This is a genomic window from Microbacterium sp. AG790 (assembly GCF_003634765.1).
Lineage (GTDB): Bacteria > Actinomycetota > Actinomycetes > Actinomycetales > Microbacteriaceae > Microbacterium.
In genome coordinates this window covers 241,111-260,145 of the sequence record NZ_RBWZ01000006.1, presented here as the reverse complement: position 1 = coordinate 260,145, position 19,035 = coordinate 241,111, and the positions used below count along the sequence as shown (strand labels likewise).

Below are 19,035 nucleotides of genomic sequence, written 5' to 3'. Positions count from 1 at the left end.
GTCGAGGGCGGGACGCCGACCCGCGGCATCCCGGAAGGAGCACTCGTGGCCTCCATCACCTACGTCGAGATCGACGGCGCCCCGCACGGGCTGCTGCGCACCCACGGCGCCGAGGTGAACGAGGCGCTGCTCGCCTTCCTGAGCACGTGAGAGCCCTCGGATGGATGCTGTGGCTCGCGGCGGCGGGTGCGGCGGTGCTCGCGTTCGGTGAGGTGCAGGCGTGGCGCACCTCCCGCGGCGCCTACCCCGCCAGCCCGGCCATCGGCCCGACCGACGGGCGCGACGTGGTGCTCGTGCTGGGATTCCGCTCGCGCGAGGACGGTCGCCTGAACGCTCTGCAGGCGTGGCGGACGCGTATCGCGGTGCGCTCGGCGCCGCCCGGGGCACTGTTCGTCTTCTCCGGCGGCGCCGTGCGCGGGAGCGAGCCGGAAGCGGTCGTGATGGCGCGTCACGCGACGAGACATCTCGGCGTGGAGCCGGATGCCGTCGCCATCGAGGCGGCGGCCGAGAGCACACGCGAGAACCTGTCGTTCAGCCTGCCGTGGCTGCAGGAGGCGCGCACCATCCGCATCGCCTCGAACACGGCGCACGCCCACCGCGCTCGCGGGTATCTGCGCGAGCTCGACCCGCGCCTGTGGGAGCGCCTGCGCCGCACCCGCGACTTCCGCCCCCTCGAGCTCGGACCCCTCCGGCTTGCGCTCACCTTCTACGACGCCGTCGCGGGGCGCTCCGCCGGCCGCACCGCCGCCATGGCAGCAGCGAGCCGACCGGTCGCGGGTGCCGTTGCCGGTGCGGACGAAGGTGCGGTTGCGGGTGCTCAGCGCAGTGGCGCGACCGAGGCGTACGCGTCGACCCGCTCCGAGACGGGCACGTCGTAGATCCGCGCGGGCTGCGCGGCACTCCACCGCTCCCAGCCGGGATCGCCGCCCGCGACGAACGCGACCGCGTCGGCGTGCACCGCGTCGGCGAGCGTCTGCGGCGGCTCGTCGCCGGCCAGCGGGACGATGCCCTCGGCATCCAGGCAGTCGAAGAAGAAGGGCACGTCGAGGCAGTGCTCGGCGAACCCGAAGCGTCCCGACGGCCACGAGAAGCGGTACATCCAGGTGGGCGCCGCGCCCCGCGCATCGGCGAGCTGCACGTTCTTCTCCCGGAACATGCGGTCGGTGAGGTAGCGGCCGGCCACACGCGTCGTACCGTGCACGACGACGTCGCGGTTGGCCGCGAGGTAGGCGCGACGGCGCCCTCGCTCCAGTCCGAGACGGCCGAGGACGATGCTCGCGGGCACCCAGCGCAACGCCCGGGGCGCGCCCGCGAAGATCATCGTGAACTCATCGTCGGTCGTGCCCAGCACGAGCGGCTTGTCCGCCCCCACCCCGGCCGCGAATGACGCACCCGTCGCGCGCGGCAGCAGCTCGCCGTCGATCTCGGGACCGAGGGCGAGCCCGGCGGCGAGCATCTCCGCCGCCGCCTTCGGATCGATCGCGGTCGCCTGCTTCTGCAGCGCGAGCAGGCGTTCTTCGGGAATCGATGCGAGCCCGTCGCGGTCGGCGGCGACCCCGGCTGCGGCCGCGATGGCGGTGGTGAGGGCGCGGGCCCGCTCGGGCTCCACGTCGCCGAGGGCGCCCGACAGCGACCACACCCGGTGGAAAAGGTGCTGTGCCGACGGCATCCCGAGGAGGGTCAGCACGGCACCGCCCCCGGCCGACTGGCCGGCGATCGTCACGCGCGCGGGATCGCCGCCGAAGGCCGCGATGTTCTCCTGCACCCACTCCAGCGCCGCGAGCCAGTCGCGCACGCCGCGGTTGGAGGGCGCGCCGTCGATGTGACCGAAACCGTCCACGCCGAGCCGGTACGAGATGGTCACGGTCACGGCGCCGTCGCGCGCGAAAGCACGTCCGTCGTACCAGGGGCTGGCGGGCGAGCCGGAGAAGAAGCCTCCGCCGTGGATCCAGACGAGTACCGGAAGCCCGGCGGCTCCCGGATCGGGCGTGACGACATTGACGTTGAGCGTGCCGTCGCCGGGGATGCTGGGCTCGGGGATGAGGGTGATCCCGGGGTCACCGCGCTGCGCCGTCGCCCCGAACGCGCCCGCATCCCGCGTGCCCTCCCACGCCGCGACGCGCACCGGCGCGGCGAAACGCCGCTCTCCCACCGGCGCCTCCGCGAACGGGATGCCGAGGAACGCGGCCGATCGGCTCCCGTCCGCCGCCGTGCGCCAGCGGCCGCGCACACGTCCGGCGGTGATCAGGATCTCGGGATCGCTCTGCACGGTCCGATCATGGCACGGGCTGATCACGGCACGGGCCGATCACGGCACGGGCGACCGCGGCCCGGCATCCACGATGCGCGCCTGCGGCATGCGCCGACGCATCACCGCGATCGCCTCGGGGTTGTCGTCCACGAGCACCGCGTCGCGCCCCAGCGCACTGCACACCGCTCCCGTGGTGCCGCTGCCGGCGAACAGGTCCAGCACGCGGTCACCGGGTCGACTGGACGCCTGAACGATCCGGCGAAGGATGCCTTCCGGCTTCTGCGTGGGATAGCCCGTCTTCTCGCGACCGCTGGTCGGCACGATCGTGTGCCACCACACGTCCGTCGGGAGCTTTCCCCGAGCCGCCTTCTCGGGGGTGACGAGCCCGGGCGCCATGTAGGGCTCTCGGTCCACGGCGTCCGAGTCGAACCAGTACCCGCGCGGGTCCTTCACGTAGACCAGGATCGTGTCGTGCTTCGTCGGCCACCGGCGGCGGCTCTTGGCGCCGTAGTCGTACGCCCAGATCAGCTCGTTGAGGAAGCACTCGCGCCCGAAGAGCGCATCGAGCAGCACCTTCGCGTAGTGGGCTTCGCGGTAGTCGAGATGCACGTAGAGGGTGCCGTCGGCGGCGAGCAGTCGCCACGCCTCCCGCAGGCGCGGCTCCAGGAACTCCCAGTAGTCGTCGAAACGGTCGTCGTAGCGGCGCAGATCGCCGCGCAGGCGCGAGTAACTCGTGCCGCGAAAGCCTGTTTTGACCTCACCGCGCACGCCGCTGCGGTCGGCGGACTCGATCGCCTTGCCCTGGAGCCGACCCGTGTTGAACGGCGGATCGAGGTAGATCAGGGTGAACGCGGCATCCGGGAGTGCGCGCGCGACCGCGAGGTTGTCGCCGTGGTGGATCTCGACGGCGCCGGGAACGTCGACGGTGCCGGGTGCCGGTGCGTGGGTCACGGAACGCGGTGCAGCCAGGCGTCGGTGGAGAACTTCTCCTCGACGAGGACCTCGGCCTCGGCGTATTCCTCTTCGGTGATATGACCGGGCTCGGCGCCGTAGAGCGTGGAGAACGTCTGCATGAACCGCTCGATGATCGCCTCGCGCGGCAGTCCCGTCTGGCTCCGCAGCGGGTCGACGCGCTTGGCCGCAGAGACGGTGCCCTTGTCGCTGAGCTTCTCGCGGCCGATGCGCAGAACCTCGGTCATCACCTGACCGTCCATGTCGTACGACAGCGTCGCGTGATGCAGCACGCCGCCGTTCGCGAGCCGCTTCTGCGCGGCGCCGCCGATCTTTCCGGCCGGCGAGGCGATGTCGTTGAGCGGCTGGTACACGGCGTCCACGCCGAGCGAGCGCAGCGCCTGCAGGGCCCAGTCGTCGAGGAACGCGTAGGAGTCCGCGAAGGTGAGGCCGGCGACGAGCGCGGCGGGCACGTAGAGCGAGTAGGTGACGATCGAGCCCGCCGCCATCAGCATGGCGCCGCCGCCGGAGATGCGCCGCACGACGTCGAATCCGTGCCGCGCTGCGCCGTCGGGGTCGACCTCGTTGCGGTACGACTGGAACGAGCCGATCACGACGGCCGACTCGTTCCACTCCCAGATACGTAGGGTCGGCTTGCGTCGGCCATCGCCCACGCGCGTCGTGAGCACCTCGTCGAGGGCGAGGTTCATGGCGGGTGAGACCGCCTTCTCGTGCACGACCTCCCACTCGAAGTCGCGCCAGCCGGGAGCGGTCACGAGCGCCCGGCGCACGGCCGTGCCGACCGACTCGGGCGTGAACCCGAGCAGCTGCGCGCCGTCGGGCAGCGCCCCGCGGACGGCGGCCGCGATGCCCGCGGCATCCGTCTCCACGGGAAGCCCCGTCACGGCGGCGTCGATGTCGGCCAACGCGTCGTCGGGCTCGAGGAAGAAGTCCCCCGCGAGGTGGAAATCGGCGATGCGCCCGTTATCGACCTCGAGGTCGACGACGACGAGCTTGCCGCCCGGAACCTTGTACTCCCCGTGCATGACTCCAGCGTACGAGGTGGAGGCAGCCCTCCGGCGCACCGTCGGTGCGACGCGATCCGGCCGTCACGCCGCGTGCAGGAGGTGCCGGTCGATCCACGCGATCAGATCGGCGATCACGGCCTCGCGGGTCACATCGTTGAACACCTCGTGGCGGATGTCGGGGTAGATCAGCGTCGTGACATCGGTGAGGCCGGAGCGGCGCCGATACGCCTCGGCGAGACGGTGGATGCTGCGCGGGCCCCCGACGGTGTCGTCGCGCCCGATCATCAGCAACAGCGGCACGTCGCGGGGAAGGTCCTTCGCGGGCTTGCCGATCAGCCGCAGCGTGTCGAGCGGGCCGAAGAGCTTCGCGAGCGGTTCCGAGGTGGTCAGCGGGTCGTCGAGGAACGCGCGGCCGACCGCGAGGTCGGAGGACAGCCACTCCGACCCCATCGCGTCGGGCGCCTTCCACGGCGCGTTGAGGTCACCGGAGTTCAGGGCTCCGGGCCAGCGCAGCGCCGAGCCGGTGAGGACGACCGCGTCGTAGTCCCGCGGATGCCGGTCGAGCAGCATCTGCGCGAGGAACGAGCCCCACGAGTGTCCGACGAGGATGAGGGGCAGCCCGGGGTGGTCGGCGCGGATGATGCTGCTCAGCTGAGCGCAGGCCGCGACGGCGGCCCGAAGCCCACCGGGGCCGAGTCGACCGAGCCGGCGCACGTCTCCTCCGTGCTGCTCCAGGCCGGTGCGCCCGTGCCCGCGGTGATCGTCGGCGTAGACGAGATAGCCGGCCGCCGTGAGCGCCTCGGCGACGTGGGTGTAGCGGCCCGCGTGCTCCCCGACGCCGTGGAGGATCTGCACGACGCCGCGGACGGGCGCGGCATCGTCGCCCGGCTCGTAGACGTCGTAGATGGTGCGGATGCCGTGAGGATCGATGAAGGAACGTTCCTCGCGCTGCGCCGCTGCCATGGCCCGAGTCTAGGACCGGCGGTTGGCAGCTGGAAAATTGCTAGATAAGCTAGCCGTTCATGAAGGACGTCACGTCTCGCCGCTGGATCGGTCTGGTCTTCATCAGCCTCGCGGTCGCACTCATCATCGTCGACTCGACGATCGTCAACGTCGCGATTCCGGCGATCGTCGATGACCTGGGGATCACCTCCACACAGGTGCAGTGGGTGCAGGAGGCGTACACGCTCGTGTTCGCCGCACTGCTGCTGCTGTTCGGGTCGCTGGCCGACCGCATCGGACGGCGACGCCTGCTGTTGATCGGCGTCGCGCTGTTCGCGGTCGCGTCGGTGATCGCCTCGTTCGCGCCGACGGGCGACCTGCTGATCCTCGCCCGTCTCGTGCAGGGCGTCGGCGGCGCCATGATGCTGCCCAGCACGCTGTCGCTGCTGAACTCGACCTTCCAGGGTCGTGAGCGCGGCATCGCCTTCGCGGTCTGGGGGTCGACGATCGGCGGCATGGCGGCGGTGGGGCCCCTCCTCGGCGGCTGGCTGACCACCTCGTTCTCGTGGCGCTGGGCCTTCGGCATCAACATCCCCCTCGGCGTGATCATCGCGATCGGCGTGCTGTGGGCGGTGGGCGAGTCGCGCGCCCAGAACGCTCCCACGCTCGACGCGGTCGGCGCGGTACTGTCGGTCATCCTGTTCGGAGCGCTCGTCTTCGGCCTGATCGAAGGCCGCACCCTCGGATGGTGGGACGTCAACGACCCCTTCACCGTCGGCGGCTGGAGCTGGCCGTTCTCCGTCTCGCCCGTACCGGTCGCCTTCACTCTGGCACTGTTGGCGGCGGTGGGCTTCGTGACGTGGTCGCGGCGCCAGGCGCGTCGGGGACGACCGACCCTGCTCGATCCCCGCCTCTTCTCGATCGCGAGCTTCCGCAGCGGCAACATCGCCGCGCTCGTCGTGGCGCTGGGCGAGTTCGGGATCATCCTGTCGCTGCCGCTGTGGCTGCAGTTCGTCCTCGGATTCGACGCCCTGCAGACCGGCCTCATCCTCATCGCGCTCGCCGCGGGCTCGTTCGTGGCCAGCGGGTTCGCGGGAGCCTCCAGCGGCAAGGTCAGCGCCGTGCTGATCGTCCGCGCCGGACTCGTCGCCGAGATCGTGGGCGTGATCGCGGCAGGCCTCGTCGTCGGCGCGGATGCCGGGACGCAGTCGGCCTGGCTGTGGCTGCTGCCTGCGCTGTTCGTCTACGGCTTCGGCGTGGGACTCGCCACGGCGCAGCTGACCGGAGTCATCCTGCAGGACGTGCCGGTCGAGCTGTCCGGACAGGGGTCGGGGACGCAGTCGACGGCCCGACAGGTCGGCTCGGCGCTGGGGATCGCGATCCTCGGAACAGTGCTGTTCACCGGCACCGCCGGCATCCTGTCGTCGTCGCTCGACGACCGCGGCCTGCCGCCGCAGCAGCGCGATCAGATCGTGTCGGCCGTCGTCGACAGCTCCGGCGGCGCCATCGCGGGCCTCGCCGCGAACCCGGCGACCGCGCCGATCGCCGCCGACGCGAAGGCGGCGTTCTCCGATGCGACGCGACTGTCGGCGTTCACCGCGGCCGGCTTCCTGGTGGTGGGACTTCTCGCGACCATTCCGCTGGGCCGCGAGCGGCGGCGAGGCGAGACGGATGCCGAGGAGCCGCCCGTGCGGAGCTGAGAATCCGATCCGGCGGCATCCGCCTGACACCGCCCACGTGATACTTAGCAAGACTAATGAGCTATGCTAAGTAACAGCATGAGCACCGACAGCACGCCCGCACCCGCCGCACCCGACCTGTCCTCGCCCGCCGCAGATCTGCGCATGGCGACCTTCCGTCTGGCGCGACGGCTTCGCTCCCAGCGGGCGGTCGACACCATGAGCGACGCGCAGTTCGCCGTGCTGGCCGCCCTGTCGGTGCACGGGCAGCACACCCTCGGCGAACTCGCCGACCGGGAGCGCGTGTCGGCGCCGTCGATGAACCGCACGGTGAACGGCCTGGAGGAATCGGGCTACCTCACGCGCACGACCGATGCCGACGACCGCCGCAAGGTCAACATCGCGCTCACCGACGCGGGTCGCGCGGTCGTGGAGGAGACCGTCCGGCGCCGCGACTCGTGGCTCGAAGACGCCCTGGCCGAGTTGACGGCGTCGCAGCGCGAGCTGCTGCGCTCCGCCGCCGAGCTGATGCGGGAGGTGGCCGCCCGATGAGTTCGTCCACCCGCTCATCGAACGCGATGTTCCGCTCGTTCTCGGTCTTCAACTACCGCGTCTGGTTCATCGGCGCCCTGGTCTCCAACATCGGCGCCTGGATGCAGGCCACAGCTCTCAGCTGGGTCGTGCTCACGCAGCTCACGCACAACGACGCGGGGGCGATGGGCGTGACGATGGCGTTGCAGTTCGCGCCTCCCCTGCTGCTGGTGAGCGTGACGGGCTGGGTCGCCGACCGCTTCGAACGGCGACGGCTGCTGATGGTGACGCAGAGCTCGCTGCTCGTGCTCGGGGCGACCATCGGCATCCTGATCCTCAGCGGCGTCATGACGCTGCCCCTCATGTACGTCTTCGCCTTCGCGCTGGGCCTCGTGGCCGCCTTCGACAACCCGACGCGCCAGGCGTTCGTGTCCGATCTCGTCGACCGCGAGAACGCCTCGAACGCGGTCGCGCTGAACGCGGCATCCTTCAACGGCGCCCGGATGATCGGGCCCGCCGCCGCCGGCGTCGTCATCGTCGCGGTCGGCACCGGCTGGGTCTTCCTGGTCAACGCGGTGACGTTCCTCGCGATGATCGTGGCCCTGCGACTGATCCGCTCCGACGAGCTCGTGCCGCGAATCACCGCGCCCGGCGCGTCGCGCCTGGCCGACGGCTTCCGCTACGTCGGCAGCCGCCCCGACCTCATCGTGACGTTCGTGATGGTGTTCCTGCTCGGCGCCTTCGGCATGAACTTCCCCATCTTCGCCTCGACGATGGCCCTCGAGTTCGGACGGGATGCCGACGGCTACGGGCTGCTGAGCTCGATCCTGGCCATAGGCTCACTCGCCGGGGCCCTGTTGGCCGCCCGGCGGGATCGTGCGCGGATGCGTCTCGTGATCGTGGGCACCGGCATGTTCGCGGTCGCGGGAACGGTCTCGGCGTTCATGCCGGACTACTGGCTGTACGCCATCACGCTGATGTTCACCGGGTTCTCGGTGGTCACGACGCTGACGACGGCGAACGGCTACGTGCAGACGACGACCGATCCGGCACTGCGCGGGCGCGTGCTCGCGCTGTACATGGCGATCCTCATGGGCGGCACGCCGATCGGCGCTCCCATCGTCGGCTGGGTGGCCGCGGAATACGGGGCGCGTGCCGCCATCCTGCTCGGGGCCGCGGCGGCATTCGTCGCCTTCGCCGTCGGCTTCGGATGGCTGCTGTGGTCGGGGCGCCTGCACCGCCACGAGTCGCGCCGCTTCGCCCTCTCGCTGGACGAGACCCGGCCCCTGTCGATCGTGACCCCGGAGGAGTTCAGCGACGAGGTGGCGGGAACGACGCCGATCTCGCTGCCCGATCCGACACGGCGGTAGCACCACCACGAACCGGCCTCTGCCGCCACCCATCATGCATCGCACCCCGTCGCGAATCACGATGTGTGCGAATTGTCCATTGCAATATTCGAATCTTTGTTCTATTATTGAAGGAGAGAAGCCCCGCGTATCCCCCCCGATCCTGATGCGGGTTCTGCGCCTCCGGCCTGTCCGGGGCGAGGGGATGATGCACGTGAGCGCGCACCGGGAAGACGTGGCCGACATCGGCCGCGTGCTCGATACGCTGTGGCCGGCGCTGGACCGGCTGGTCGCCGATGTGGTGGATGCGCGGCGGCGGATAGCCGAAGTCCAGGCCGAGGAAGCTCGACTGCTGGCCGACGCGGTCGGACTGGTCGCGGATCGGACCGCGTTGCTGCGACAAGAAGCTCAGCAGCGGGGCAGCTCACCCCTCCGGTCGAGCGACGCGGACCTGCCGCTTCGGGAAGTGGCGCTGGAGTTGGGCATGGCGCTGCGCGCCTCAGACCGGGGCGTGCAGCGACGGATGTCCGAGGCGTATCTGCTGACCACGCTGTTTCCTCGCACCCACGCGTCATGGGCCGACGGCGAGATCGACGCCGGCCATGCCTGGGCCATCGCGCGAGCGGGCGCGGTGCTGCGAACAAGCGAGGATCGCGCCCGCTTCGAAACCCTCGCGCTCGAGGCGGCACGGACGGAATCTCCCTCGCGAATGACCCAAGCGGCGAAAGCCATCGCGGCGACCATCGACCCGGCGGCGTTCGACGACGCCGTGCACCGGGCAGCGGACGAGCGATCCGTGCGCCTGTTCGACCTCGACGACGGCATGGCCAGACTCATCGCCGACCTGCCCGCGCCGATCGCGTACGCGATCTACGACTCGCTCACGACACGCGCGCGGACGATCGTCGACCGGACCGACACCGACACCGATGCCGACACCGACACCGACACCGACACCGACACTTCCAAGGAGGCGTGCGGCGAGCCCCGGCGAGCCCGAGGCGACGATGCCGACACCATCGTCACCAGCCGATCCGCCGACGCGCAGCGCCGCACCCTCGCGCAGGTTCGCGCCGACGTCTTCGGCGACCTGCTGCTGACCGCAGCACCATCGACGACGGCCACCGGCGCGGGTCTGGACGCCATCCGCGCCCGCATCCAGGTGACGGTCCCCGCATTGACCCTCGCCGGAGACCCGGCGGGCGGACCTGCCATGCTCGCAGGTCACGGCCCCATCGACCCGGCGATCGCCCGCCGACTCGCGGGACTGGCGCCCGGCTGGGATCGTGTGTTCACCGATCCGCACACCGGCATCCCGGTCGCCGTCGACCGCTATCGCCCCAGCGCGGAACTCTCCCGCTACCTCGCCGCGCGCGACGAACGGTGCCGCGCGCCCGGTTGCACCCGGCCGGCCCACGGATGCGACCGCGACCATACGACCGCAGCGGCAGACGGCGGCGCGACCGCACACGAGAACCTGGCGCACCTCTGCCGACGCCACCACACGATGAAACACCACACCGCCTGGCGTGTGCGCCATCTCGGTGGCGGAACACTCGAGTGGACCGGCCCCACGGGGCGCCGCTACACCGACCGGCCACCGTCACTGGTGAGGTTCGTTCCCGCGACCGAGGATCCGCCCCCGTTCTGAGCGAGGTGGGCACAGGTCAGCGAGCAGTCGACGCTCCTGCGACGACCCGCACCACGGCGGGCACATACCCGGGCGCGGCAACGGCGACGGCGATCTCCCCGCTGCCCGTGGCGCGCACCACAGCGAGCGCGCGCCCGTCGTGGGTCAGACGCGAGGGGCCCGCGAACGACTCCGTCGTCTGACCTCGGCTCGAGCCGAGCCCGGCGAGTTCGCCGGGGCCGGCCACCGTGACCGTGACCTCGGTGTCGCCATCGCAGGCGACGATGCCATCCGCGTCCGCCAACTCGATGACGACGTGTGCGAGTCCCCCGTCGGCGGCGACGGTGTCTTCCTCGACGCGGACATGCAACGCCGGCGAGCCCGCCGTCACCAGCGCGGTCCGGCCGACCTCCACCCCGTTCCGGCGCGCGATCGCCAGAAGCCGGCCCGGCCGGTACTGCGTCTCGAACCGGGCGATGAGCGGTCGCGGATCGCCGACCGTCGCGCGACCGACCACGACCTCGCCGCTCGCGCCGATGAGGCACAGCTCGACCTCCTCGGCATCCGCGTACACGTCCACCGTCACCGGCGAGCCCGATTCGACACCCCACGACCACGACGACACCACGTCGTCCCACGACCACGGCGTCTTCTCGACCGGGCGACCGTGATGCGCGGGGCGATGCACGGCGATCGCCGGCTCGCTGCGCAGGCCGAACGCGATCTCCCGGTAGAACGAGGCGGGCGTTCGCCGACCCGTGAGATCGATGTCTCCAGACCGCGCCAACAGCCAGGGGAAGGGGCCGGCGGTTCCGGTCGAGCGGTATCCGTCGACGTCGGTGTACTCGACCCGCCCGATGCCGGCCTCACCGACGTAGTCCCACCCCGTCCACGTGAAGTCGCCGATGACGTGCGGGAGCCTGCGCACCTGATCCCACAGGTCGGCGATCCGGTCGGGGAAGGTCTCCGACCCCACGATGATCCGCCCTGGAAAAAGTTCCGCATCCATCTCGTACCGGGCATCGCCGTAGTTGAAGCCCACGACATCGAGCACCGAGGCCGACTCCTCCGTCGAACGGGTGATGAGCTCCGACGCGTTGGCGGCGGCCATCTGAGCACCGAGACCGGCCATCATCGTGTTCGGGTCGGTCGCCGCGATCTCGCCGAGGATCTCCGGCAGTCGCTGCATGTTGGCGATGACCCCGTTGATGCCGTTCGTGACATACCGCGTCGGGTCGAGCCGCCGGAACTCCTCGGCGAGGCGCCGACTCCAGGTCGCCCCGTGCGGCGTCGCCAGCTCGAGGATCTCGTTGCCGATCGAGTACAGGATCACGCTCGGACGGTTGCGGTCCTTCGCCACGAGCGCCGCCACCGCTGCCTGCCACCGCGCCGCGAACCCGACGGACGCGTCGAATCCGGTCTTGGCGCGCGTCCACACATCGCTGAGCTCATCCATGACGAGCATGCCGTGACGATCGCACGCCTCGAGCAGGGCGCGCGATGCCGGGTTGTGCGCACTGCGGATCGCGTTGAACCCGGCATCCTTCAACAGCCGCACCCGTCGATCCTCGGCATCGGGATGCGTGATCGCCCCGAGCGCGCCGTTGTCGTGGTGCACACATGCCCCGCGCAGATCCACCTCCACACCGTTGATGCGCAGACCCCGGCGCGCGTCCAGCTGCAGGCGACGGATGCCGAAGCGCACGACATCCGTGTCGATGACCGCGCCGTCGGCAGCGTCCAGGCTGATACGCACCTCGTGCTGGGCCGGATGGTCGGGCGACCACAACTCGGGGCGCGCGACGAAGATGCGCGCCCTCGCCATCGCCTGCTCACCGGGCAGTACCGTCACCGGTGCGCTTGCTCGCGCGAGGACGGCTCCCGATGGATCGGCGAGATGCCAGCGCACTCGCAGCGTGCGCGTGTGGCGCGTGAGATTCTCCACGACGGTCGCGACCTCGACCATCGCACGATCGTCGTCGATGTCGGGGCTCGTCACCGTCGTGCCGTCGAGACCCAGGTGCACCGGATCGGCGACGATGAGGTGCACGGGCCGGTAGATGCCGGCACCCGTGTACCACCGGCTGTCGCGGTGCGCGCGCGCCTCGACCGTCACCGTGTTCGTCTCACCGAAGCGCAGGAAGGGATCCGCGGCGACGACGAAGGCTGCGTAGCCGTCGGGCTCATGCGCGGCGAAGTCTCCGTTGATGAACACGACGGCGTCGCGGTACACGCCCTCGAACTCGAGCAGCACGCTCCGCTCGCGCCAGTCGTCCGGCACCTCGAAGGAGCGCTCGTAGACGAAGACCCCACCCGGGATGTAGCCCGAATGCACGCCCCCGTCGTTATCGGCGGAACGCGGCAGATCGCGCAGCGCGTCGTGCGGGATCGCGACCGGCACGGGAGCACCGGCACCCTCGCGGCTCTCGAAGGCTCCGAGCTTCGGTCCGACCGTCCAGCCGTCGTGGAAGGGAACCCGCTTCACAGCGTGGCACCCGAGCCGGAACCCTCGCCGCTCACGAGGGATTCGGCGGCGCGCGCGTCGAGCAGCTGCTCGAGCGCGTCGAGGTCGTACCCGCGCACGTAACCGCGGAAGAACTCTGCCAGGGCGTCGGCCATATCGGTGGACGTCGGATCCAACAGCCACTGCACCTGGAGCCCGTCCATCATCGCCGTGGTCGCGACGGCCGCCCGATACGGGTCGATCTCGCGGATCAGCCGCCCCTCGGCGGCGATCCTCCGAAACGCCACCGTGATGCTCTCCCGCACATACTCGTACCGGCGCAGGAAATACTCGTGCGCCGGGTGCGACGGCGAGGTCGCCTCGGCCGACAGCGTGCAGAACAGCTCGATGACACCCGGGATCGACGCGTTGTACCGCGCGAGTTTCACCAGAGCGCGCAACGTCTCCACACCGTCCGCGTCGTCGAAGTTGACGATCTGGCGCGACTGCTCGTCGCGATGGTCGAGCACGGCCAGCAGCAGGGTGCTCTTGTTCTTGAAGTGATGCAGCAGCCCCGCTTCACTCATCCCGACGCGTTGAGCGATCTCCCGCAGCGATCCGGCGCGGTACCCGCCTTGAGCGAAGACCTCCAAGGCGGCGTCGAGGATCGCGCCGCGCGTCAGCTCGCTCTTCGCGTACTCGCCGCGCTGGCTGCGCCGCGGTGTGTTGGTGTCGGTCATCGTGACCATCGTGCCCTATCCCGGTCGCCGCGAGTCGGCGCCGATGCCCCCAGTGTGCACGCTCTCATAACAAAAACCTAGCGATCACTCGATATTTGCTCCAAAAACCTAGTGTCCATTCGGATTTCCTGCTAGCGTCCCCCGACAGAGCGATCCGCAGGGGTATCGCTCACCCGAGAAAGGGACCAAAGATGTTCCGTTGGAAGGCCACAGCAGCCCTCGCGGTCGTCGCGGCACTCGCACTGACCGGCTGCGCCGGCGGCGAGTCCGCAGGCGACAGCAGCTCAGGCGGCGCACGCGCAGATCGCCTCACACTCATCTCGATCGCCGCGCCCACGAGCTACGACATCGGCGCAGGCGCCGAGTGGGGCAACCGCAGCGAGTACTTCGAGGCGGTGTTCGACACGCTCCTGCGACAGGACTCGAAGGGCGAACTCCAGCCCAACCTGGCGACCGAGTGGTCGTACAACGACGACAAGACCGTCCTCACCCTGACGCTGCGCACCGACGCGACCTTCACCGACGGCACCCCCGTCGACGCGAAGGCCGTCGTCGCCAGCATGGAGCGCTTCCGCGACGGCACGTCGCCGCAGGCGGGCACCATGAAGGGAAACCAGTACGCGGCGACCGACGACCACACCGTCACCATCACGCTGCCGGCGCCGAACCCGGCCCTGCTCAACTCCCTGTCGCTCGCGCAGGGCCTCGTCGCGGCGCCGTCGTCGTTCTCCGACTCCGACGTGGCCACGCGCCCCGTCGGCTCCGGTCCGTACATCCTCGACACCTCGGCATCCGTGACCGGCACGACCTACGTGTACAAGGCGAACCCCGACTACTGGAACAAGGATGCCGTCAAGTACGACAACCTGACCGTCAACGTCATCGACGACACGACCGCCATCCTCAACGCCATCAAGGCCGGCGAGGCGAACGGCGCGAAGGTCGCCGACAACACCACCATCGGCGAGGTCGAGGCCTCCGGCTGGACGATCGCGTCGAACGAGCTCGACTTCCAGGGCCTGCTGCTGCTGGACCGCTCGGGCACGATGAACCCGGCACTCGGAAACGTCAAGGTCCGTCAGGCGATCAACATGGCGTTCGATCGCGAGGCCCTGCTGAAGTCCCTCCAGAGCGGCTACGGCACCGTCACCGAACAGGTCTTCCCGAAGTCCTCCGTCGCCTACGATGCAGCGCTGGACAGCACCTACGCGTATGACCCGGCCGGTGCCAAGAAGCTCCTCGCCGACGCGGGGTACCCCAACGGACTGACAATCAACATGCCGTCGGTGCCCGCCTTCCAGACCTCGTTCGATCTGATCAAGCAGCAGCTGCAGGACATCGGCATCACCGTCCAGTACACCGAGAGCGGCACCAACAACTTCATCTCGGACATGCTCGCGCCGAAGTACCCGGCGACGTGGATGGCGCTGCAGCAGGACCCCGACTGGCAGCTGATCAACTTCATGATCGCCCCGAACGCGACGTTCAACCCGTTCAAGGCGGAAGACCCGAAGATCGACGCCTTCATCAAGACGATCCAGTTCGGATCGACGGATGAGGCCGCCCAGGCGCTCAAGGACCTGAACAAGTACCTGGTCGACCAGGCCTGGTTCGCACCGTTCTTCCGCGTGCAGGGCTCGTTCGCCACCGATGCGAACACGACCGTCGACTTCTGGCCGACGAACGCCTACCCGTCGATCTTCAGCTTCTCGCCGAAGAACTGACCCCGCCGCGCTGCCCGCCTGCGCTCATCGCAGGTGGGCAGCGCCGCTCGAAAAGGGAAAGAGCCATGCTCAGCTTCATTCTCAGACGGCTCGCCGCAGGGGTCGTTCTCATCCTCGTCATCTCCTTCCTCGCCTACACGCTGCTCTACGCTGCCGGCGGCGACATCGCGCGCCGCATCCTGGGCGAGACCGCGACCGCCGAGACGGTCGCGAAGAAGACCGAGGAGCTCGGACTGAACCGTCCGCTGCTCGTCCAGTACGGGGACTGGCTGACCTCGGCGCTGACGGGCAACCTCGGCCGCAGCTGGTTCAGCGGTGAGCTCGTCAGCGTCAGCGTCTCCGGCCGCGTGGGGGTGACCCTCTCGATCGTCATCGGCGCGACGCTCGTCTCGGCGATCCTCTCGGTCGTGCTGGGGGTGCTCGCCGCGCGCCGTGGAGGCTGGATCGATGGACTCGTGCAGTTCCTCTCCTTGATCGGCTTCGCCATCCCCGGCTTCCTCATCGCCCTGGGCCTCGTGCTCGTGTTCGCGATCGAGCTGCACTGGTTCAAGGCCACCGGCTTCGTCCCGCTGACGACCTCTTTCAGCGGATGGGTCGCCTCGGTCACCCTGCCGATCATCGCCCTTTCCCTCGGCGCGATCGCCACCGTCGCCCAGCAGGTGCGCGGCTCGGTCATCGACGCGATGTCGCGCGACTACGTGCGCACGCTCCGCTCCCGCGGACTGTCGAGCACCTCCGTCGTCTACAAGCACGTGCTGCGCAACGCAGGCGGCCCGGCACTGGCCGTGCTCGCCGTGCAGTTCATCGGCCTGCTGGGCGGCGCCGTCATCGTCGAGCAGGTCTTCGCCATCCCCGGCATGGGTCAGCTCACCGTCAAGGCGACGACGCAGGGCGACATCCCCGCCGTCATGGGCCTCGTGATCGTCTTCGCGATCATCGTGGTCATCGTCAACCTCCTGATCGATCTGGCTCAGGCCGCTCTCAACCCGAAGGTGCGTCTGTCATGACCGCTGTCGACGTTCCCAACTCCGTCCCCGTCGCGCCCGTGCGTGTCTCGCTGATGCGCCGGCTCGTGCGCCGTCCCCTCGGCCTGGTCTCCCTCGGCTTCCTCGCCCTGGTCGTGCTCATCGCGATCATCGGCCCCTTCATCGCCCCGCAGGATCCGAACTACGCCGACATCCGCGCGATCCTCGCCCCTCCCGGCGCCGACCATCTGCTGGGCACCGACAGCGCCGGCCGCGACGTGTTCTCGCGACTGCTGCTGGCCACCCAGACGAGCATCGCCGCTGCACTGGTCGCGCTGGTGACGGCGCTGGTGCTCGGCGTGGTCTCGGGCCTCATCGCCGGCTACTACCAGGGCTGGTTCAACACCGTCGCCACCTGGGTGACCGAGCTGAACATGGCGCTGCCGGCGATGGTGGTGCTGCTCGCAGCGCGTGCCGCGCTCGGCCCGTCCGTCTGGCTGTCGATGTTCATCTTCGGCATCCTGCTCTCCCCCGGCTCCTTCCGGCTGGTGTTCGCCTCCGTCACGGCGGTGCGCGCGGAGCTCTACGTGGATGCCGCGCGGGTCTCGGGCTTGAGCGACGCTCGCATCATCGGCCGCCATGTGCTGTCGGTCGTGCGCGCGCCCATCATCATCCAGTCCGCGATCATCGCCGGCATCGCGATCGCGATCCAGTCGGGCCTTGAGTTCCTGGGTCTCGGCGACTCGTCGGTGCCCACGTGGGGCGCCATGCTCAACGACGGCTTCAAGAGCATCTACAAGCAGCCGCTGCTCATGCTGTGGCCCTCGCTCGCCATCGCGCTCACCTGCATCGCCCTGACCCTCCTCGCCAACGTCATGCGTGACGAGCTCGAGCGCACCGTCACGGTGCGCCGCAAGCGTCGGCGCGTGGTGACGACCGCGACCGGGTCGATCGCTGCCGTCACCACGTCGGTGCGCACCGGCGGCGGCGACCTCGTCGACCTCGACGAGCCGCCCGTGATCGAGAACATCGACGTGATCGTCCACCCCGAAGACACCCGCAGCAAGGCGCCCGACGCCGTCCTGCAGGTGCGCGACCTGCACGTGGGCTACGACCAGCCCGACGGCTCGCACATCGAGGTCGTCCACGGCGCCTCGCTCGACATCCGCCGCGGCGAGGTCCACGGCCTCATCGGCGAATCGGGCTCAGGCAAGACGCAGACGGCCTTCGCGGTGCTCGGACTGCTCCCCCGCGGCGGCAGCGTCACCTCCGGCTCGATCCTCTACGAGGGCACCGAGCTCGCCGACGCCTCCGAACGCGTCTACACAGGCATCCGCGGCAAGCGCATCGGCTACATCCCGCAGGAGCCGATGAGCAACCTCGATCCGTCCTTCACGATCGGCAGCCAACTGGTCGAGCCGCTCCGCAAGAACCTCGGGCTGTCCAAGGCCGAGGCGCGCGATCGCGCGCTGGGCCTGCTCGAGCGCGTCGGCATCCCGCAGCCGAAGCGCACCTTCGACGCGTACCCGTTCGAGGTCTCCGGCGGTATGGCGCAGCGCGTGCTCATCGCCGGGGCCGTCTCGACGGACCCCGATCTGATCATCGCGGACGAGCCGACCACGGCCCTGGACGTCACGGTGCAGGCCGAGGTGCTGGATCTGCTGCGCGACCTGCAGGCGGAGCGCAACATGGCGATGCTGCTCGTGACGCACAACTTCGGCGTCGTCGCCGACCTGTGCGACCGCGTGACCGTCATGCAGAACGGACGCTTCGTCGAGCAGGGACCCGTCCGGGCCATCTTCAACGATGCGCGACACCCCTACACGAAGACACTGCTCGACGCGATCCTCGACGAGGGTCCGGCGCGCGGGCCTCTCACCCCTGTCACGAACGGAGCCGGAGCATGACCGCGCCACTGCTGGAAGTCACCGACCTCGTCGTCGAGTACCCGGGCAAGGGATTCCGAGCCGAGCCCTTCCGCGCGCTGAAGGGCGTCTCGCTCGACATCAAGCCGGGCGAGACGGTGGGCCTGGTCGGCGAGTCCGGCTCGGGCAAGACGACCCTGGGCCGGGCCGCCCTGGGCCTGGCCCCCGTCACGGAGGGGACGATCCGCTTCGACGGACAGGACATCTCCCACCTGAGTCGACGGGAACGCCGTGCGCTCAGCTCGCAGATCCAGGTGGTGTTCCAGGACCCGTACTCGTCGCTGAACCCGTCGATGACGGTCGAGCAGATCCTCACCGAGCCTCTCACCGTCGCCGGCGTCGGATCTGCCGAGGCGAAGACGCGCGTGCGCGACCTGCTCGACCAGGTGGGCCTTCCCGCCGATGCGCGCAGCCGCCTGCCGCGCGAGTTCTCCGGCGGCCAGCGCCAGCGCGTCGCGATCGCGCGCGCGCTCGCACTGAGCCCGCGGCTCATCGTCTGCGACGAGCCGGTCTCGGCGCTCGATCTGTCGACGCAGGCCCGCGTGCTCGACCTGTTCATCGAGATCCAGGAGCGGACGGGCGTCGCCTACCTGTTCGTCACCCACGACCTCGCCGTGGTCCGCCACGTCAGTCATCGCGTCGCGGTGATGTACCGCGGCGAGATCGTGGAATCCGGCGACGGCGACCAGGTCACCTCGCGCCCGCAGCATCCGTACACGCAGCGCCTGTTCATGGCCGCGCCCGTCCCCGACCCCGACAAGCAGGAGGAGCGCCGCGCAGCCCGCCGCGCGGTCCTCTCCGCCGAGGCCGCCGCACGATGACGCCGCCTGATGACGCCGCCTGACTCCGCGACGCCCCGGATCCCGAACCTGCCCTC

General features: G+C 69.9%; 15 protein-coding genes and 1 pseudogene. 10 read left to right on the top strand and 6 right to left on the bottom strand.

Features of this window, described 5'->3' with window-relative positions; all coding sequences use genetic code 11:
* Nucleotides 1-54 precede the first annotated feature (54 nt).
* Together DEU37_RS01770 and DEU37_RS01765 are read left to right on the top strand one after the other, a co-directional pair.
* A pseudogene (locus tag DEU37_RS01770) lies at nucleotides 55-150 on the top strand (alpha/beta hydrolase); the annotation flags it as partial.
* Nucleotides 147-878: a YdcF family protein gene (locus DEU37_RS01765; RefSeq protein ID WP_259457099.1), complete on the top strand. Its 732-nt coding sequence runs from the start codon at nucleotides 147-149 to the stop codon at nucleotides 876-878. The pseudogene DEU37_RS01770 and the gene DEU37_RS01765, both read left to right, overlap by 4 nt.
* On the opposite strand, the gene DEU37_RS01760 is transcribed toward DEU37_RS01765, so the two are convergent.
* From DEU37_RS01760 to DEU37_RS01745, 4 genes are all read right to left on the bottom strand, one after another.
* Nucleotides 818-2,269 (bottom strand): carboxylesterase/lipase family protein, encoded by a 1,452-nt coding sequence (locus tag DEU37_RS01760; RefSeq protein ID WP_259457098.1) that lies wholly within the window; start codon nucleotides 2,267-2,269, stop codon nucleotides 818-820. The two genes, DEU37_RS01765 and DEU37_RS01760, sit on opposite strands and share 61 nt — an antisense overlap.
* A 39-nt stretch (nucleotides 2,270-2,308) precedes the next feature.
* Nucleotides 2,309-3,202: a site-specific DNA-methyltransferase gene (locus tag DEU37_RS01755; RefSeq protein ID WP_259457097.1), complete on the bottom strand. Its 894-nt coding sequence runs from the start codon at nucleotides 3,200-3,202 to the stop codon at nucleotides 2,309-2,311.
* On the bottom strand, nucleotides 3,199-4,248 hold the full coding sequence (locus tag DEU37_RS01750) for a biotin/lipoate A/B protein ligase family protein (RefSeq protein WP_121188977.1): 1,050 nt from the start codon (nucleotides 4,246-4,248) through the stop codon (nucleotides 3,199-3,201). Before DEU37_RS01750 ends, DEU37_RS01755 begins: the two co-directional genes overlap by 4 nt.
* 63 nt (nucleotides 4,249-4,311) lie before the next feature.
* On the bottom strand, nucleotides 4,312-5,193 hold the full coding sequence (locus tag DEU37_RS01745; RefSeq protein WP_121188976.1) for an alpha/beta fold hydrolase: 882 nt from the start codon (nucleotides 5,191-5,193) through the stop codon (nucleotides 4,312-4,314).
* 59 nt (nucleotides 5,194-5,252) lie between these two features.
* On the opposite strand from DEU37_RS01745, the gene DEU37_RS01740 reads away from it, so the two are divergent.
* The 4 genes from DEU37_RS01740 to DEU37_RS01725 all read left to right on the top strand — a co-directional run bounded on the left by DEU37_RS01740 (nucleotide 5,253) and on the right by DEU37_RS01725 (nucleotide 10,382).
* The gene (locus DEU37_RS01740) at nucleotides 5,253-6,872 is read left to right on the top strand and encodes a DHA2 family efflux MFS transporter permease subunit (RefSeq protein WP_121188975.1); all 1,620 of its coding nucleotides are present in this window, start codon (nucleotides 5,253-5,255) and stop codon (nucleotides 6,870-6,872) included.
* A 78-nt stretch (nucleotides 6,873-6,950) separates the two neighbouring features.
* On the top strand, nucleotides 6,951-7,403 hold the full coding sequence (locus tag DEU37_RS01735; RefSeq protein ID WP_121188974.1) for a MarR family winged helix-turn-helix transcriptional regulator: 453 nt from the start codon (nucleotides 6,951-6,953) through the stop codon (nucleotides 7,401-7,403).
* Nucleotides 7,400-8,752, top strand: a complete 1,353-nt coding sequence (locus DEU37_RS01730; protein ID WP_121188973.1) for an MFS transporter — start codon at nucleotides 7,400-7,402, stop codon at nucleotides 8,750-8,752. The genes DEU37_RS01735 and DEU37_RS01730 overlap by 4 nt, the downstream gene beginning before the upstream one ends.
* 187 nt (nucleotides 8,753-8,939) lie before the next feature.
* Nucleotides 8,940-10,382, top strand: a complete 1,443-nt coding sequence (locus DEU37_RS01725; RefSeq protein ID WP_259457152.1) for an HNH endonuclease signature motif containing protein — start codon at nucleotides 8,940-8,942, stop codon at nucleotides 10,380-10,382.
* A 16-nt stretch (nucleotides 10,383-10,398) separates the two neighbouring features.
* On the opposite strand, the gene DEU37_RS01720 is transcribed toward DEU37_RS01725, so the two are convergent.
* Entirely contained in the window at nucleotides 10,399-12,846 is a 2,448-nt protein-coding gene (locus DEU37_RS01720; RefSeq protein ID WP_121188971.1) for a glycoside hydrolase family 2 TIM barrel-domain containing protein, read from the bottom strand.
* A complete protein-coding gene (locus DEU37_RS01715) occupies nucleotides 12,843-13,544 on the bottom strand; it encodes a TetR/AcrR family transcriptional regulator (RefSeq protein ID WP_121188970.1) in 702 nt (233 codons plus the stop codon). Before DEU37_RS01715 ends, DEU37_RS01720 begins: the two co-directional genes overlap by 4 nt.
* Nucleotides 13,545-13,735: 191 nt before the next feature.
* On the opposite strand from DEU37_RS01715, the gene DEU37_RS01710 reads away from it, so the two are divergent.
* From DEU37_RS01710 to DEU37_RS01695, 4 genes are all read left to right on the top strand, one after another.
* The gene (locus DEU37_RS01710) at nucleotides 13,736-15,268 is read left to right on the top strand and encodes an ABC transporter substrate-binding protein (RefSeq protein WP_121188969.1); all 1,533 of its coding nucleotides are present in this window, start codon (nucleotides 13,736-13,738) and stop codon (nucleotides 15,266-15,268) included.
* A gap of 65 nt (nucleotides 15,269-15,333) precedes the next feature.
* Nucleotides 15,334-16,275, top strand: a complete 942-nt coding sequence (locus DEU37_RS01705) for an ABC transporter permease (RefSeq protein WP_121188968.1) — start codon at nucleotides 15,334-15,336, stop codon at nucleotides 16,273-16,275.
* Nucleotides 16,272-18,140 (top strand): dipeptide/oligopeptide/nickel ABC transporter permease/ATP-binding protein, encoded by a 1,869-nt coding sequence (locus DEU37_RS01700; RefSeq protein WP_121188967.1) that lies wholly within the window; start codon nucleotides 16,272-16,274, stop codon nucleotides 18,138-18,140. Before DEU37_RS01705 ends, DEU37_RS01700 begins: the two co-directional genes overlap by 4 nt.
* Nucleotides 18,137-18,979 (top strand): ATP-binding cassette domain-containing protein, encoded by an 843-nt coding sequence (locus DEU37_RS01695; RefSeq protein WP_121188966.1) that lies wholly within the window; start codon nucleotides 18,137-18,139, stop codon nucleotides 18,977-18,979. Before DEU37_RS01700 ends, DEU37_RS01695 begins: the two co-directional genes overlap by 4 nt.
* Nucleotides 18,980-19,035 lie beyond the last annotated feature (56 nt).

Bases quoted from the DNA above. Each gene is read 5' to 3' on its own strand.
- DEU37_RS01750 (WP_121188977.1), bottom strand. From the start codon at position 4,248: ATGCACGGGGAGTACAAGGTTCCGGGCGGCAAGCTCGTCGTCGTCGAC.
- DEU37_RS01745 (WP_121188976.1), bottom strand. From the start codon at position 5,193: ATGGCAGCGGCGCAGCGCGAGGAACGTTCCTTCATCGATCCTCACGGC.
- DEU37_RS01740 (WP_121188975.1), top strand. From the start codon at position 5,253: ATGAAGGACGTCACGTCTCGCCGCTGGATCGGTCTGGTCTTCATCAGC.
- DEU37_RS01735 (WP_121188974.1), top strand. From the start codon at position 6,951: ATGAGCACCGACAGCACGCCCGCACCCGCCGCACCCGACCTGTCCTCG.
- DEU37_RS01730 (WP_121188973.1), top strand. From the start codon at position 7,400: ATGAGTTCGTCCACCCGCTCATCGAACGCGATGTTCCGCTCGTTCTCG.
- DEU37_RS01725 (WP_259457152.1), top strand. From the start codon at position 8,940: ATGCACGTGAGCGCGCACCGGGAAGACGTGGCCGACATCGGCCGCGTG.
- DEU37_RS01715 (WP_121188970.1), bottom strand. From the start codon at position 13,544: ATGACCGACACCAACACACCGCGGCGCAGCCAGCGCGGCGAGTACGCG.
- DEU37_RS01710 (WP_121188969.1), top strand. From the start codon at position 13,736: ATGTTCCGTTGGAAGGCCACAGCAGCCCTCGCGGTCGTCGCGGCACTC.
- DEU37_RS01705 (WP_121188968.1), top strand. From the start codon at position 15,334: ATGCTCAGCTTCATTCTCAGACGGCTCGCCGCAGGGGTCGTTCTCATC.
- DEU37_RS01700 (WP_121188967.1), top strand. From the start codon at position 16,272: ATGACCGCTGTCGACGTTCCCAACTCCGTCCCCGTCGCGCCCGTGCGT.
- DEU37_RS01695 (WP_121188966.1), top strand. From the start codon at position 18,137: ATGACCGCGCCACTGCTGGAAGTCACCGACCTCGTCGTCGAGTACCCG.